At 57.4% G+C, this 15,033-nt stretch carries 12 protein-coding genes and 1 pseudogene; 9 read left to right on the top strand and 4 right to left on the bottom strand.

Annotated elements, in window-relative coordinates; genetic code table 11:
* Window positions 1–10 precede the first annotated feature (10 nt).
* The 6 genes from paaB to TG4357_RS18665 all read left to right on the top strand — a co-directional run bounded on the left by paaB (window position 11) and on the right by TG4357_RS18665 (window position 4,319).
* On the top strand, window positions 11–295 hold the full coding sequence (gene paaB, locus TG4357_RS18690) for a 1,2-phenylacetyl-CoA epoxidase subunit PaaB (RefSeq protein WP_058264426.1): 285 nt from the start codon (window positions 11–13) through the stop codon (window positions 293–295).
* Window positions 295–1,062 carry a 1,2-phenylacetyl-CoA epoxidase subunit PaaC gene (gene paaC / locus TG4357_RS18685; protein ID WP_058264425.1) on the top strand — a complete coding sequence of 256 codons (768 nt, stop codon included), beginning with the start codon at window positions 295–297 and terminating at the stop codon, window positions 1,060–1,062. The genes paaB and paaC overlap by 1 nt, the downstream gene beginning before the upstream one ends.
* A gap of 90 nt (window positions 1,063–1,152) precedes the next feature.
* Window positions 1,153–1,614 carry a 1,2-phenylacetyl-CoA epoxidase subunit PaaD gene (gene paaD, locus TG4357_RS18680; RefSeq protein ID WP_058264424.1) on the top strand — a complete coding sequence of 154 codons (462 nt, stop codon included), beginning with the start codon at window positions 1,153–1,155 and terminating at the stop codon, window positions 1,612–1,614.
* A 10-nt stretch (window positions 1,615–1,624) separates the two neighbouring features.
* A complete protein-coding gene (locus TG4357_RS18675) occupies window positions 1,625–2,701 on the top strand; it encodes a 2Fe-2S iron-sulfur cluster-binding protein (protein ID WP_058264423.1) in 1,077 nt (358 codons plus the stop codon).
* A gap of 22 nt (window positions 2,702–2,723) precedes the next feature.
* Window positions 2,724–3,473, top strand: a complete 750-nt coding sequence (locus tag TG4357_RS18670; protein WP_233487571.1) for a Phenylacetic acid catabolic protein — start codon at window positions 2,724–2,726, stop codon at window positions 3,471–3,473.
* Window positions 3,474–3,518: 45 nt separating this feature from the next.
* A complete protein-coding gene (locus TG4357_RS18665) occupies window positions 3,519–4,319 on the top strand; it encodes a PaaX family transcriptional regulator C-terminal domain-containing protein (protein ID WP_058264421.1) in 801 nt (266 codons plus the stop codon).
* 89 nt (window positions 4,320–4,408) lie between these two features.
* Here TG4357_RS18665 and TG4357_RS18660 read toward each other — a convergent pair whose 3' ends face one another.
* From TG4357_RS18660 to TG4357_RS18650, 3 genes are all read right to left on the bottom strand, one after another.
* Complete coding sequence (locus TG4357_RS18660; protein ID WP_058264420.1) at window positions 4,409–6,631, bottom strand: NADP-dependent isocitrate dehydrogenase; 2,223 nt, start codon at window positions 6,629–6,631, stop codon at window positions 4,409–4,411.
* A 245-nt stretch (window positions 6,632–6,876) separates the two neighbouring features.
* Window positions 6,877–8,829 carry an acetyl/propionyl/methylcrotonyl-CoA carboxylase subunit alpha gene (locus tag TG4357_RS18655; protein ID WP_058264419.1) on the bottom strand — a complete coding sequence of 651 codons (1,953 nt, stop codon included), beginning with the start codon at window positions 8,827–8,829 and terminating at the stop codon, window positions 6,877–6,879.
* Between the two features lie 14 nt (window positions 8,830–8,843).
* Window positions 8,844–10,457 carry an acyl-CoA carboxylase subunit beta gene (locus TG4357_RS18650; protein WP_058264479.1) on the bottom strand — a complete coding sequence of 538 codons (1,614 nt, stop codon included), beginning with the start codon at window positions 10,455–10,457 and terminating at the stop codon, window positions 8,844–8,846.
* Window positions 10,458–10,600: 143 nt separating this feature from the next.
* Between TG4357_RS18650 and TG4357_RS18645 the strand changes: the two genes are divergently transcribed.
* Both TG4357_RS18645 and TG4357_RS18640 read left to right on the top strand, forming a co-directional pair.
* Window positions 10,601–11,257, top strand: coding sequence for a glutathione S-transferase family protein (locus TG4357_RS18645; protein WP_082644205.1), 657 nt, complete (start codon window positions 10,601–10,603; stop codon window positions 11,255–11,257).
* Window positions 11,258–11,267: 10 nt separating this feature from the next.
* On the top strand, window positions 11,268–12,125 hold the full coding sequence (locus tag TG4357_RS18640; RefSeq protein ID WP_058264418.1) for a beta-keto acid cleavage family enzyme: 858 nt from the start codon (window positions 11,268–11,270) through the stop codon (window positions 12,123–12,125).
* Between the two features lie 51 nt (window positions 12,126–12,176).
* Here TG4357_RS18640 and TG4357_RS18635 read toward each other — a convergent pair whose 3' ends face one another.
* Window positions 12,177–13,835, bottom strand: a complete 1,659-nt coding sequence (locus TG4357_RS18635; RefSeq protein WP_058264417.1) for a methyl-accepting chemotaxis protein — start codon at window positions 13,833–13,835, stop codon at window positions 12,177–12,179.
* Window positions 13,836–14,809: 974 nt separating this feature from the next.
* Here TG4357_RS18635 and TG4357_RS19420 point away from each other — a divergent pair.
* A pseudogene (locus TG4357_RS19420) lies at window positions 14,810–14,962 on the top strand (IS3 family transposase); the annotation flags it as partial.
* Between the last annotated feature and the right edge of the window lie 71 nt (window positions 14,963–15,033).

Genomic DNA, 15,033 nt, shown 5'->3' with positions numbered 1-15,033 from the left:
AGACAATCAGATGAAACATGAATGGCCCCTTTGGGAAATCTTCATCCGTGGTCAGCACGGGATGAGCCACCGCCATGTTGGCAGCCTGCACGCGCCGGACGCCGAAATGGCAGTCAAAAACGCCCGCGACGTCTATACCCGCCGCAACGAAGGCGTGTCGATCTGGGTGGTCGAAGCGCGCCACATCACCGCCACCGTACCGGGTGAAAAAGGCCCGATGTTCGAACCGTCGGAAAGCAAGGTCTACCGCCATCCGACCTTCTTCGATATTCCCGACGAAGTGGGGCATATGTGATGGCCGAGGTGGACAAGACCCAACTGGCCCAGTTCCTGCTGCGGATGGGCGACAACACGCTGATCCTCGGCCACCGGGTATCGGAATGGTGCGGCCATTCCCCGGTGCTGGAGGAAGACATCGCGTTGGCCAACACCGCGCTCGACCTGCTGGGGCAGACCAGTCTTTGGCTGGGCTATGCCGCCGAAGTGCGGGGCACAGGAGAAACCGCCGACGACGTAGCCTTCCTGCGCGACGCTTGGGATTTCCGCAACTTGCTGCTGGTCGAACTGCCCAACGGCGATTTCGGCCGGACCATGATGCGGCAATTTCTGTTCGACGCGTTCCATTCGGTGCTGCTGGGCCGGCTGCTGCAATCAAGCGACCAGACGGTGCGCGAAATTGCCGAAAAGGCCAGCAAAGAAGTTGCCTATCACGTTGAACGCTCCGCCGATACGGTGGTGGGGCTTGGCGACGGCACCGAGGAAAGCCATGCACGGATGCAGGCTGCGCTCGATTACCTGTGGCCTTATGTGGGTGAAATGTTCGCCAGCGATGAAACCGATCGCGCCTTGGCCGCTGCGGGTGTCGCACCCGACCCGGCCAATTTGCGCGACGATTTCGACGCTCTGATCGGCAAGGTGCTGGCCGAAGCTACACTGCACATCCCCGACAGCGATTTCGCTCATAAGGGCGGACGCACCGGGGCGATGCATACTGAACATCTGGGACACATCCTGTGCCAGATGCAATGGCTGCAGCGCGTCTATCCGAACGCAAACTGGTGACCGTTTCGGGGGTGTTTTCTGAACTAGAAATCGAAGCGGAATTTGCCGACAAATTCCACCCCCGGACCTAACCGCGCGATAGGTGATTCAATGACACATCCAAGCACTGAACAGGTTTGGGACTGGCTTCATCTGGTTCCAGACCCAGAAATCCCGGTGATTTCTCTTACCGATCTGGGCATCATCCGCGATGTCCAGTGGGAAGACGACACCTGTGTCGTGACCGTCACCCCGACCTATTCCGGCTGCCCTGCCACCAGCATCATCAATCTCGATATCGAAACCGCGTTGCGCGGTCACGGCATCGACAAGATCGAACTTCGCCGGCAGCTCAGCCCGGCCTGGACCACCGATTGGATGTCGCAAGCAGGTCGCAAGAAGCTGGAAGATTACGGCATCTCCCCACCGCAACCGGCGGGTGGGCCCACCCGCTGCCCGCATTGTGGCGGTACTCATCTGGAAAAGCTCAGCCAGTTCGGATCGACCCCCTGCAAGGCGCAGTGGCGTTGCACCGACTGTCTTGAACCTTTCGAATATTTTAAGTGCATCTGAGGAGGAGCACATGGCGCGCTTTCACGATCTGGAAGTCACCGACATCCACAAAACCATCCGCGACGCGGTGGTTGTCACGCTAAAGCCCGTCAACGGGGCAGCGACCGAATTCGATTTCATTCAGGGTCAATACCTGACCTTTCGCCACAATTTCGACGGCGAGGAATTGCGCCGGTCCTATTCGATCTGCGCCGGCAAGGATGATGGCATTTTGCAAGTCGGCATCAAGCGGGTCGACGGCGGTGCCTTTTCGACTTGGGCCAACGAGGATCTGAAGGTTGGTGACACCCTTCAGGCAATGCCGCCAATGGGCGGGTTTCACACCCCGATTGATGTCTCTGCCGCCAAACACTACCTTGGCTTTGCCGGTGGGTCGGGGATCACGCCGGTCCTGTCAATCATCAAGACGACCCTTGCACGCGAACCGCAATCTTCTTTCACCTTGATCTATGCCAACAAGGCGGTGAACACGATCATGTTCCGCGAGGAACTGGAAGATCTGAAGAACACTTATTTGGGTCGTTTCAACGTCATCCATGTGCTGGAAACCGATGCGCAGGAAATCGACCTGTTCACCGGGCTGGTGACCGAAGAAAAATGCGCCCAGTTGTTCGACACCGGCTGGATCGATATCGAAAATGTCGACACCGCTTTCATCTGCGGCCCGGAACCGATGATGCTGGGGATCGCCAAGGCGCTGCGCGATCATGGTCTGGACGATAGCCAGATCAAATTCGAACTCTTTGCATCGGCCCAGCCCGGCCGCGCCAAGCGCAAGGTAAAGAGCAGCGCAGAAAATGCCGCCGGAGGGGTGACAACAGCGTCAATCACGCTGGATGGGGCCACTCGGACTGTTACTGTGGAAAAGGACCAATCCTTGCTGGATGCGGCCTTGGCAAACGATCTGCCTGCGCCCTACGCTTGCAAGGCTGGTGTTTGTTCGACCTGTCGCTGCAAAGTGCTGAAAGGAGAGGTGGAAATGTTGACCAACCACGCTCTTGAAGACTACGAAGTTGAGAAAGGGTATGTGCTGTCCTGCCAAGCTTATCCCATCACAGCCACTCTCGAAGTAGATTACGATCAGTGAGGCCCCGTTCTTGGAAGAAAACATGAGCATCGAAGACTATTTGGCACAAGGCGGCGTTTTGACCAGCCCGGACAACGTCCCGCCACGGTATCGCGCCGAATTGATGCTGGTGCTGACCAGTTATGTTGATTCCGTGCTTGCCGGTGCTGCCGGGTTCGCTGAAATTATTAATTACAGCCCCGGCATACGCGAACGGATTGCATCCGCCCGGGTGGTTCTTGAGATGAACCAAACCGCTGGCAGAATTCTAGATGTTCTGGAAACATTTGGCACCGATCAGAAATACTATGTCGCCCGCCATCCTTGGGCCAATCGGCTTGCCCGTGGTGCCGATATCGGTGGCAAGCGGATGAAAGAAGATTTGCGGTTGGCGGTCTACAATTATCCGTTGCGCGGCTGGAATGATGGCGTTTTTCATAACCTGCTGATGAGCCGTGCCGCAGCCTGCCAGATCAAAGATCACTGCCACATATCTTACCAACCGGCAGTCGACGCATTCCGCGACGTGCTTCCGGTCATCGAAGCGCATATCCGGATCGCGGATGCCGGTGCTGCGCTTTGCCTGAAACAAGATGGCGCCGAAGAAGCCCAGGCATCGATCGATTATTGGTGGCCACGTGTTGGGCTTTGCTTTGGTCGCAGCGACACGGATCGGGAAAGAAGCCAGTTAAAACTGGGTCTTAAACGCACCAATAATCAGCTACTTCGTCAGCAATGGAAAGAAGACAGCGAACAGGCGCTGGCCAAACTTGGCCTGCAACTGCCCGAATAACCGGCCGGTGATACAGTGGCTGTTCGCGCCATCGGAAACACGGCGATGACCAAAACGCATTTTCAGGACAATCTTGACCGTTTGCACGGCTGTGGCCCGTTGAAGGTCTGGTCGGTAATTGTCACCATCTTGGGCGACTTTAGCGAAACGCGAGATGCGCAGATCAGCGGTCGGGTGCTGGGCCTGCTGGTGGGCCGCATGGGGATCACCAATCAGGCGCTCAGGGTCGCATTGCACCGGTTGCGCCGTGACGGCTGGATCGAGGCCAAGAAAGAAGGACGGACGTCCAATTATTTCCTGACCGCACAAGGCTGGTCAATGACCCAAGCGGTGCGACCGATCATTTATACCGATGACATCGACCGGTCACAGACCGTCCGGCTGGCCGTCGCTCCGCCACAAATGTCGGTGCCCGAGATCGCTGAAACCCTACCCAAAGACGCCGTAACCCTTTCGGGAAGAACTGCGATCCTTGTGGGGCAGTCCGATAATCTTGACCCCGATTGGCTGATCACGGATTTCGCGGATTGGGACTTACCGAATTGGACTGTAACCGCCATCTGCCCTGATGATCTGCGGGCCGACTATGTCTTGCTTGCGCATAATGTCCGGGCGCTTAACCTGCCGCACCCAAGCGACCTGCTGGACCGGGCGGTATTGCGATTGCTGACACTGCACCATTGGCGCCGGTTGCGTCTGCGTCATGGCCCCCTGCCGGACCTTCTGTTACCCCCCGATTGGGCTGGAGCGACTGCACGTCGTGCAGTGCTGGAGATTCTGACCACCCTGCCCCGGCCGCCGCTGGCCGACCTGCAGGAGGCATATGAACAGGAAAACGGCGGGTAACCCCCAGACACAGTTTCAAACGCGCAGCAGTCCGTTCCATAAAAAAAGCGCTCGGTTTCCCGAGCGCCTTTCCATTTTGTTCCGGCACCTTAGCCGATGATGGCGTTCAATGTCGCGCTGGGGCGCATCACTTTGGCTTTCAGTTCCATCGACGGATGGTAATACCCGCCAATATCCCCAGCACCGCCCTGCGCGGCGGCCAGTTCGGCCAGGATTGCAGATTCTTTCTCGGCAAGCTGTTTCGCAATCGGGGCGAAATGAGCGGCCAGTTCGGCATCATCCGTCTGTGCGGCCAAGGCTTCGGCCCAGTAACGGGCAAACCAGTAGTGGCTGTCACGGTTATCGGGTTCGCCCACTTTGCGCGAAGGTGACCGGTTATCGTCCAGAATGCCTTGGGTTGCCGCTTCGGCGGCAGTGGCCAGAACACCGGCCTTGGCGTTGCCCTTGCTATCGGCAAGAAAGTTCAGCGATTCCGACAACGCACAGAATTCACCCATTGAATCCCACCGCAGGTGGTTTTCTTCAAGCAGCTGCTGCACGTGTTTCGGGGCCGACCCGCCAGCACCGGTTTCAAACATGCCGCCGCCATTCATCAGCTTGACGATCGACAGCATCTTGGCCGATGTGCCCAGTTCCAGAATCGGGAACAGGTCGGTCAGATAGTCGCGCAGCACGTTGCCGGTGATGGCGATGCTGTCCTTGCCCGCGGTGATGGTTTCCAACGACGCCCGGGTGGCTTCGCGTGGGGCCATGATCACGAACTTGTCGGCCACGCCCGCAGCGTCCAGCGCCGGTTTGACGTACTTGATGATTTCAGCATCATGGCCACGGTTTTCGTCCAGCCAGAAAATCGCCTGGAAGCCGGTCAGCCGCTGACGGTCGATGGCCAATTGAATCCAGTTTTCGATCGGGGCTTTCTTGGCGCTGCAGGCGCGCCAGATATCACCGGCTTCGACATCCAGCGAATGCAGAACTTCACCATTGGCCAAAACAATACGGATGGCGCCATCCGCAGGCGCTTCGAAAGTGGTCGGGTGCGACCCGTATTCTTCCGCCTTCTGCGCCATCAGGCCGACGTTTTGAACCGTGCCCGCGGTGGCAGGGTTCAGCGCGCCGTTGGTTTTGAAAAATTCAACCGCTTCGTCATACACGGTGGCATAGCAATTGTCGGGAATGACACAATTGGTGTCTCCCTCTTTGCCATCCGGGCCCCAGCCCTTGCCGCCTGCGCGGATCAGAGCCGGCATCGAAGCGTCGATGATCACATCGGACGGCACGTGCAGGTTGGTGATCCCCTTGTCTGAATTCACCATGTACATTGCCGGACGCTCGGCGTTCAGCGCGTCGATATCAGCAAGGATTGCGGCGGCATTGTCCATGTCCGCGATCCGGGCCAAAACATCCCCCATGCCGGAATTCGGGTTCACACCCGCCGCGGCCAGTTGATCGCCATATTTGTCGAAAACCGGTGCCAGCCAAGCTTTGACGGCGTGGCCGAAGATGATCGGGTCCGACACCTTCATCATCGTTGCTTTCAAATGGATCGAAAACAAGGTGCCGTCTTTCTTGGAGGCTTCGATTTCATCAGTCAGGAAAGCGCCCAGCGCCTTGGCGCTCATGAAGGTGGCATCGACCACTTCGCCCTCGATCAGGGTCCAGCCGTCTTTCAGAACGGTGACGGATCCATCCTTGCCGACGACTTCGATCTTGGCCGAACCGGCCTGATCGGCGCTCAGCGTAGTGGCAACTTCGTTGGCATAAAAATCGTTCCCCAACATCGAAGATACATGTGTCTTGCTGTCGGATGCCCAAGCGCCCATCCGGTGCGGATTTTTCTGCGCGTAGTTTTTGACCGCCTTAGCAGCGCGACGATCCGAATTGCCTTCACGCAGAACCGGATTCACAGCCGACCCCTTGATCGCGTCGAAACGGGCACGGATTGCCTTTTCTGCGTCAGTTTTCGGGTCTTCGGGATAATTCGGGATGTCATAGCCCTGGGATTGCAGTTCGGTGACAGCCGCGACCAACTGCGGCACCGATGCCGAAATGTTCGGCAGCTTGATCACATTGGCACCAGGAGTTTTCACCAGTTCGCCCAGTTCAGCAAGATCATCGCTATGACGCTGCTCATCGGTCAGGTTTTCCGGGAAGGTCGCAAGCAGGCGGCCCGCCAGCGAAATATCCTTGGTCCCAACGCTTACACCCGCGGCCGAAGCAAAGGTGCGGATGATCGGCAAGAACGACGCCGAGGCCAGCTCGGGCGCTTCGTCTACGATGGTATACAAAATGTCGGGGTTCGAATTCTCAGCCATTTTTTCTACCTTTCTATTTTTTTCAGGGTAGTTCGGTTGACGAAGTGCAGCGGCACTGCAATTCGGAAATTGCGTCGTGCAATCGGCCATGTCGGATAACAAGGCTTTCAGGCGATGGATTTCACGCCTGCAATAAAGGACGGGGTCGCAAAGATCAATTCGCCAATGGCGAATTCTTTGCGGACATGATGCCACGGTCGGCAACAAAGGGAAGTTTGGCGCGATATGCCCAGATCGATCACACTTTAGTTGTCGATCAGGTCATCCGGCGCCACTTCGACCAACACAGTTTGCGCAGTAACCTGATCGCCCGGTGAGACATGAATTGCAGCGACGGTACCCGTGATATCCGACCGCTGGTCATGTTCCATTTTCATCGCTTCCAGTACCACCAGAACTTGCCCTTTTGTGACCTGCTGCCCCGTAACGACCCCGACCGACGACACCGTGCCGTTCATCGACGCAGCGATCTTTCCGGTTCCGGTCTCGTCCGCCGTATGAACCGGCGCAAAACTGAGATCGGCAAAGTCCCAAGACTGGCCCTCTATATGCAGCCAAACCCTGTCGCCATCTCTGGCCATGTGGACGACCTCTTGCAGACCGTCGCGACGGATTCGTACGGCGCCACCAGACAAGGCTGTGACCTGCAGAACGGTGAACCCCTCGCCCAGCGCGACTTCGCACTGTCCGTATCGTTTTACTGCGACCCTTGCCTCGAATGTCTTGTCATCCCGTCCCAACCTGATCGGCACGGCGAAGCGGTGCGGTAAGGCCGTACCGGCCCCAGCGGCGAGGATCGCGGACAGGACCATGACCGCAGCCGTTTCACCTGCGGGCGGATCAGGCAGCAAGTCGCATTTGTGTTGAGCGATGAAGCCTGTGGTCGCATCCCCTTCCACAAACACCGGATGGCGCAGGCAATCCACCAAGACCCCCTGATTGGTCCGTACCCCGGTTACGATGGTCTGCTTCAGCCCTGCAACCAGCCTGCGCCGCGCGTCTTCGCGGCTTGTCCCGTGGGCGATCAACTTGGCGATCATGGAATCGTACTGCGCCGGCACCTCGGCCCCGTCGCACATCGCATGATCGACCCGCAGGTCCGTCGCGGGTTGCCAGTTCAGCACTCGCCCGCTTTGCGGCAGAAAATCCCGCCCCGGATCTTCGGCGCAAAGCCGCAGTTCAATGGCGTGGCCGTGTAGCGGGACATCGTCCTGTATAAGCGTCAAATCTTCGCCCATGGCGATACGCATCTGCCATTCGACCAGATCAAGCCCGGTCAGGGCTTCGGTCACCGGATGTTCCACCTGCAACCTTGTGTTCATTTCCATAAAGAAGAACTTGCCCTGCCCATCCAGCAAATATTCGAAAGTCCCTGCCCCTTCATACCCGATCGCCTGTGCCGCACGGACCGAAGCGCGCCCCATTCGGTCGCGCAGGTCGGCATTTACAGCGGGGGACGGGCTTTCTTCGATCAACTTCTGATGACGCCGCTGCACCGAACAATCGCGTTCGCCCAAATGGATCACATGCCCCCGCCGATCCGCGAGGATCTGAACCTCGACATGGCGCGGGGTTTCGATGGCCCGTTCCAGTAAAATGCGGTCATCGCCAAACGCGGTCATCGCTTCAGATTTGGCGCTGCTCAACGCATCGTCGAATTCTTCGTACCGGGTAACCAGACGCATCCCGCGCCCGCCACCTCCGGCGCGCGCCTTGATCATCACTGGAAATCCCAACTGTTCCGCTTCGCGTTGCAGGCTGGACGGCGACTGATCATCGCCAAAAAAACCAGGGACACAGGGCACCCCCGCCTCGATCATCGCGGCCTTGGCCGCCAATTTGTCGCCCATTCTGCGGATCGTATCCGCTGAAGGCCCGACGAATATCAGACCCGCCGCAGTGCAGGCTTCGGCAAAATCCGCGTTTTCGGCCAGAAACCCGTATCCGGGATGTACCGCCTGAGCGCCGCTTTCGTGTGCCGCCTTCAGGATCACATCGATATTCAGATAAGATTGGCTTGGTGCGGCAGCACCAATATACGCTGCCTGATCGGCCACCCGCACATGGGTGGCGTCGCGGTCTGCATCTGAATAGACCGCCACCGTGGCCATCCCCATCCGCTGCGCAGTGCCCATGATCCGCAAAGCGATTTCACCGCGATTGGCGATCAGCAGCTTTTGAAACGGGGTTTCCAGCATCGTCAAATCTCTTTTCAGGGTCGCGCCACGGCGAATTGCATTTTATTGGGTTGCCTTGCGTCCCCATCGCGAGCGATCTGCATCAATTCGATCAACAATGGCCGCGTGTCGCGCGGATCGATCACCCCGTCATCCAGCAAACGGGCAGAGGTGTAAAAGGCGCTCATCTGGCCATCGAAGGTTTTGATGATCTTGGCCTTCATCGCTTGAACCTGCGCGTCCTCCACCGGTTGACCGGATCGTTCGGCGCGGGCCCGCTGCACCACTTCCATCGTGCCCGCAGCCTGTTCGCCCCCCATCACTGCGGTTTTGGCATTTGGCCATGAAAAGCAGAACCGGGGCTGAAAACCGCGTCCGCACATACCGTAATTTCCCGCCCCAAAGGACGCGCCGCAATAGATCGTGAATTGCGGCACCGTAGCATTGGTCACCGCCTGGATCATCTTTGATCCGTGTTTGATCATGCCCGCTTCTTCATAAGAACGGCCCACCATGAATCCGGTCGTGTTGTTGAGATAGAGAATTGGCGTTCCCGCTTGGCAACACGCTTGAATGAAATGCACGGCTTTTGACGCACCGGCAGGATCCAGTGGCGCGTTATTGGTCATGATACCGATCGGCCAACCCGCGATCCGCGCGGTGCCGCAAATGGTTGCCGGACCGAATCTTTGGCCAAACTCGGTGAAATCCGACCCATCGGTAAGCCGCGCGATCACGTCCCGCATATCGACCGGCTGACGATAGTCTTCGGGCATGAGGCCTAAAAGGTCTTCGGCATCATAGCTGGGATCTTCGAAGGTTCGCGTAGTGTCTTCGCCCGCCCAATCGATCCCCGCCATCACGTCGCGCGCCAACCCGATTGCGTGGCGATCATCCTCGGCCAGGTAATCACCCAGACCCGAAATTCCGGTGTGCATTTCCGCACCGCCCAGGTCCTCTTCGCTGGCAATTTCCCCGGTGGCAGCTTTCAGCAAAGGTGGCCCGGCCAAAAAGGCCTGGGTGCGGCCGCGCACCATGATGATGTAGTCCGACAGGCCCGTCTGATAGGCACCGCCAGCGGTAGAACTACCATGCGTGACGGTCACCACCGGCAATCCTGCCGCCGACAGCCGTGCAAAATTGCGAAAAAAGCCACCACCCTTCACGAAATCTTCGACTCTGTACGCCATAAGGTTCGCCCCGGCGCTTTCCACCAGTTGCACGAAGGGAAGCTTGTTTTCCAACGCGATTTCCTGCGCCCGCACCTGCTTTTCCAATCCCATCGGTTGCAACGCTCCGGCGGCAATGCCGGAATCAGATGCAGCAACCATGCAGCGGACGCCGGACACGGTGCCGATCCCGGCAATTACACCACCCCCCGCCACCGATTTGTCTAAGTCTTTCGTATCAAGCCCGTAACCCGCCAGCTTTGACACTTCGACAAAGGGTCGCCCCGGATCAAGAAGCAAAGCTATCCGATCGCGTGGCAACAACTGGTGCCGGTTTTCGAACCTTGCCCGCGCCCGTTCCGAGGCCGTCACTGTGCGCGCCTCGATAGTCCCCATCTCGTCCAGTAAGCCAAGCATATGCGCCCGGTTCTTCCTGAAGACATCGGACGCGGTGGAAACGGTGCTGTGCAATTTAGCCATCGGCGCAACCTCCTGCTTGGGATACATATTCAGCCTATCGTATCAAAATCAGGACCAACTTGCGCCGGTTGGCTGCGATTTCAGCCTTTCGACGCAAGCACGCCAATCCAATCCGTCCAAGATGGGCGCAAGGAGGACCCGACATGCTGACACTCTGGCATTGTGAAGATACGCGCAGTTTCCGCCCGCTTTGGGCGCTGGAAGAGCTAGATCTTAACTACGATCTCAAAATGCTGCCTTTCCCGCCACGGGCGTCCCGAAAAGACTATTTCGCCGAAAATCCGCTGGGGACCATTCCGCTGCTGGTCGATGGCGACACCCGGATGACCGAAAGCTGCGCCATGCTGCAATATTTGTCACTGCGCCATGGCCAAGGCCGGTTCGCGGTGCCGACCGAACACGCCGAATTCGGTGACTATCTGAACTGGCTACATCATGGCGAAGCGACGCTGACCTTCCCCCAGACGATCTATCTGCGGTATTCCCGGATGGAAGTACCAGAACGTCAACTACCGCAAGCTGCTGAGGATTACAGGCTGTGGTTTCTGGCGCGGTTGAAACTGTTGGAACCGGCGCTGTCAGACGGGCGCGACACGCTGCTTCAATCGGGTTTCACAATGGCCGATATCGCGGTGCATTACGCGATCGAACTGGCGGTTCTGCTCGGGCTGCGCGATGATCTGCCGCCCGAAACCCTGCGTTGGTTCGACGGGCTGACCACGCGCCCCGCCTATCAACGCGCCAAGGCGAAGCAACGCTCTGGGGCCGAGGCCGACAACCTGCCGCCGATGCCTTTCTAAGGGGACCAAGATGTCCAAGGCGATCATCACATGTGCGCTTAATGGTGTTCTGACCAATCCGCAGCAACACCATATCCCGGTCACACCGGAAGAAATGGCAGCCGAGGCCAGACGCGCCTATGACGCTGGGGCGAGCATCATGCATATCCACCTGCGCCAGCAGGAACCGGGCCAAGGCCACCTGCCCAGCTGGGATATCGTCCTGTCGCTTGAAGTCCAACAGGCGATCCGCGCCGCTTGTCCCGGTGTGATCATCAATCACACCACTGGCACCGTGGGCCCTGAGTACCAGCCCGCGCTCGACGTCGTTACCGCCACGCGACCGGAAATGGCCGCCTGCAATGCCGGGTCGTTGAACTATCTTAAAATAAAGGCCAATGGCGAATGGGCCTGGCCGCCGATGCTGTTCGACAACCCGGTGGAAAAGGTGCAGGACTTTATCGATGCGATCACCGGCGTCGGGGCGATCCCGGAATTCGAATGTTTCGACACAGGCATCGTGCGCAGCGTTGGTATGTACCGCGCAGCAGGGATGTTTTCCGGCACTGCGCAGTTGAATTTCGTGATGGGTGTGGCCTCGGGCCAGCCGGTGCGGGCCGATCTGTTGCCGATCCTCGCCGATCTGGCCCCCGAAGACAGCCGCTGGCAGGTCACCGCTATCGGGCGCGAAGAAATCTGGCCGCTGCATCGCAAGACCGCTGAATTGGGCGGACATCTGCGGACCGGGCTGGAAGATACGTTCTACTTGCCCGACGGGCAGAAGGTGGACAGCAATGGCGCGCTGATCGGGGCGCTTTCCAGAATGGCGCGGGACGCGGGCCGCGACGTCGCCTCGCCCGAAGACGCGCGTGCAATCCTTGGGATCTGACACACCACGGGTCAGCTATGCTGCAGATGTTTCATCCATTCCTGACCTTGGTCAGGCCACCCGAGATTTCGGCTCTTCTTCCGCTTCATAATCCGTTTCAAGGGTAAAATCTGTTTCACCCGTTTCCGTCCCCGTTTCCAGAGTGGTCACCGGTGTTTGAGCGTTTACAGCCTTGTCCGTACTATTTGCATGAGTTTCAGGCGTTTCAAGTTCAGCGCCGTCCGTAATCCGGAAAGACCCAATCGTATCTTGCAAAGTGCTGGCCTGGGCCGAGAGTTCCTCAGCGGTCGCAGACAACTCTTCTGCAGACGTATTGGTGTCCTGCGTGATCAGATCGAGCCGCTGAATAGACTGGTTGATCTGGGTCATTCCAATGGAAATTTCCGAATTGGCTGTGGAAATATCACTGACCAAAGTCGCCGTACGTTCGATTTCGGGTACCAAACCGTCAAGCATATTCATAGCCTTCTTCGCCGACTGTACCGTTCCGCCAGACAGCGAACTGATTTCGCTGGCGGCTGCCTGACTGCGCTCGGCGAGCTTGCGTACTTCCGCAGCGACCACGCTGAAACCACGGCCATGATCGCCGGCACGGGCCGCTTCGACCGCCGCGTTGAGCGCCAAAAGGTCGGTCTGGCGGGCAATTTCCCGAACCACCTGAATCCGGTCGATGATGGTGGACATGCTGTCCATCGCTTCTTTCACCGCAGTCCCGCTTTGGCGGGCACCTTCAGCTGACTTTAACGCCACATCCTTCGTTTCTGCCGCATTCTGTGCGGTTTGGCCGATATTGGCCGTCATCTGTTCGATCGAACTGGACGCGTCTTCGGTCGCGCCGGCCTGTTTCAGAGCGGTGTCATTCAGCGCCTCTGATGTTTCCGCCATCTGACTGGCACCAACAGAAACATTGGTCGCGCTTTCGGAAACATCCGACACAATACCGCGCAGATTGACGACCATATTGTTAAGATTGTCCAGCAGATCGCCAAATTCGTTTTTTTCCCGATGTCTGACTGTACGGGTCAAACAGCCTTCGGCGACATCTTTGCTGAGTGACGTCGCCAGTGACAAACTACGATTGATCCGGCGCAAGATCTGCGTTGCCGACAGCAGGGTGATCAACATAGCCGCACCGATCAGACCCGCCATCACCCGCCATGCTGTTTCGTAATCGCTTTTCGACTTCTGCAGGTTGCTTTGCATCGACTGGGTTTCGGCCGCCAGGGTCGCGTCGATCAGTTCGATCATCGCGGTATGATATTTGGTACCTGAATCCACCAGTGTCTGCGCGGCGATCGCGGCGCCACCAACGCCGAGGGTCTGACGCACCGTCCGGTTGACCCGTGCCATCTTGGTTTTGAGCTTGTCGAAATCGTCGAGAAAGGCGGCCATTTCTGGATCAGCGCTTTCACGTGTCTGATCAATCAGCGCATCCATTTCTTTGTCGAGCACCTTCATTTCTTTCTTCAGGGCACTTCTGGTCTTCCGATCCTCGATCAATAGATAATCGCGGATCATTGTCTGAATCCGTTCTTGCAGTTTCGCAAGCTGATCGACCTCACGCAATTTTTTGAAATCGGTCTCGACGATGGCTTCACTGCGTTCCTTCATCGCGCGCAACTGAAAAAGGGATACTCCTCCGATGCTTACCGCAAGGGTCGTTATCAAAAGGAAAGTCAGTGTAAGGCGGGTTTTGATCGTCAATCGCATAGGCACCACTCATATCTGGAAGGACAGGTTCTATAATTCCGTGAACGGGCCGCGGTTAGATTTATGTAGATTGCACCTTTAGAATTTCGTGGTTTGACAGCGAAATTGGGATTTTGGCTCGGAAAGACCAACAAACGCTCCCGTTTGACGTGCCAAACCGCCAATCCCATAGTCGAAGTGAGTTTTTTCTGTGCGCATTGCAAACTCTGAGGGGGGGAGTATTGCGCCAATATTTTTCGCAACAAAGCAGCGCCGCCATGCCGTTTCGGATTTAGCCGGACAATATGTTGCCCGTCCCGCCAGGGGAATTGACGCATTCTGTTTTCACTTCACCAGTTAAGCCTGCCCGGCACCCGAGTGTGATGGAGACAAACCCAACTGAATTTCGTAAAAGGATGGGTATTCAGGTGATTGGTAGGCCCGGCAGGCGTCGATTAATCGACAATTTTATCAATGTTTTCAGTACAAATGTGTCCCACGATTTTTAAAATCAGGCACCAAACAAATCAATATGTTAGGAACCAATGTGTCCCACGAAATCCCTACCCGAAACGCGCCGGTCGTGGACCGCATGACCTAGTCACACGTAGGTAAATTCAGCGCCAAGCGGAATGGACCGTTTGAACGTAGCGTCCTTGCTATACTTGGAGCAGTGACGCGCCGCCAGAGGATCAGCAGCCCGACCCGGTCATTCCTCTGGCAGACCAGCCGCCAGGCACACTGTGGCAGTTTGGGCGGATTGTGTTGAAAAACTCGGTGTCTGCCAGAGAGGCAATCATTAGGCAGAACATCATTCCGCGATAGCACGCTTATGCAAATTTCGTTTACAAAAAGGCGCCGTGCGAGAAGGATGTTCCGGATTTTCGTTACGATTTTCACGCAGCGGAGTTTTTCAACAGAATCGGCGGGATGCGGACGTTCGCTGCGCTTGGAGTCAAGGTCTGCTGAGCGGACGAAGCTGACATTCGCTGCAGGTGGATTACAAGACCCGGGCTGACTACGCGCGGACCCTGAATACTGCAATCGCCCGCTCCGCTGCGCGAGATGAAAGCTTCGCGCGTCGGGCGATTGCTCAACCTGCGCCGATCGGCGTATACACCAACCGGGCACTGGTCGCGGCTGGATGAAAGACCAGTGGCAGGTCAGAAGACCATTGCTCCAAAGCCAGCGTTGCATGTCGCCTGCGCTGCACTAAGAT

This window comes from Thalassovita gelatinovora (assembly GCF_001458355.1).
GTDB lineage: Bacteria > Pseudomonadota > Alphaproteobacteria > Rhodobacterales > Rhodobacteraceae > Thalassobius > Thalassobius gelatinovorus.
This window is presented reverse-complemented; position numbering and strand designations above follow the sequence as displayed.

Bases quoted from the DNA above. Each gene is read 5' to 3' on its own strand.
- TG4357_RS18670 (WP_233487571.1), top strand. From the start codon at position 2,724: ATGAGCATCGAAGACTATTTGGCACAAGGCGGCGTTTTGACCAGCCCG.
- TG4357_RS18665 (WP_058264421.1), top strand. From the start codon at position 3,519: ATGACCAAAACGCATTTTCAGGACAATCTTGACCGTTTGCACGGCTGT.
- TG4357_RS18655 (WP_058264419.1), bottom strand. From the start codon at position 8,829: ATGCTGGAAACCCCGTTTCAAAAGCTGCTGATCGCCAATCGCGGTGAA.
- paaD (WP_058264424.1), top strand. From the start codon at position 1,153: ATGACACATCCAAGCACTGAACAGGTTTGGGACTGGCTTCATCTGGTT.
- paaC (WP_058264425.1), top strand. From the start codon at position 295: ATGGCCGAGGTGGACAAGACCCAACTGGCCCAGTTCCTGCTGCGGATG.
- TG4357_RS18660 (WP_058264420.1), bottom strand. From the start codon at position 6,631: ATGGCTGAGAATTCGAACCCCGACATTTTGTATACCATCGTAGACGAA.
- TG4357_RS18635 (WP_058264417.1), bottom strand. From the start codon at position 13,835: ATGCGATTGACGATCAAAACCCGCCTTACACTGACTTTCCTTTTGATA.
- TG4357_RS18645 (WP_082644205.1), top strand. From the start codon at position 10,601: ATGCTGACACTCTGGCATTGTGAAGATACGCGCAGTTTCCGCCCGCTT.
- TG4357_RS18640 (WP_058264418.1), top strand. From the start codon at position 11,268: ATGTCCAAGGCGATCATCACATGTGCGCTTAATGGTGTTCTGACCAAT.
- TG4357_RS18650 (WP_058264479.1), bottom strand. From the start codon at position 10,457: ATGGCTAAATTGCACAGCACCGTTTCCACCGCGTCCGATGTCTTCAGG.
- TG4357_RS18675 (WP_058264423.1), top strand. From the start codon at position 1,625: ATGGCGCGCTTTCACGATCTGGAAGTCACCGACATCCACAAAACCATC.
- paaB (WP_058264426.1), top strand. From the start codon at position 11: ATGAAACATGAATGGCCCCTTTGGGAAATCTTCATCCGTGGTCAGCAC.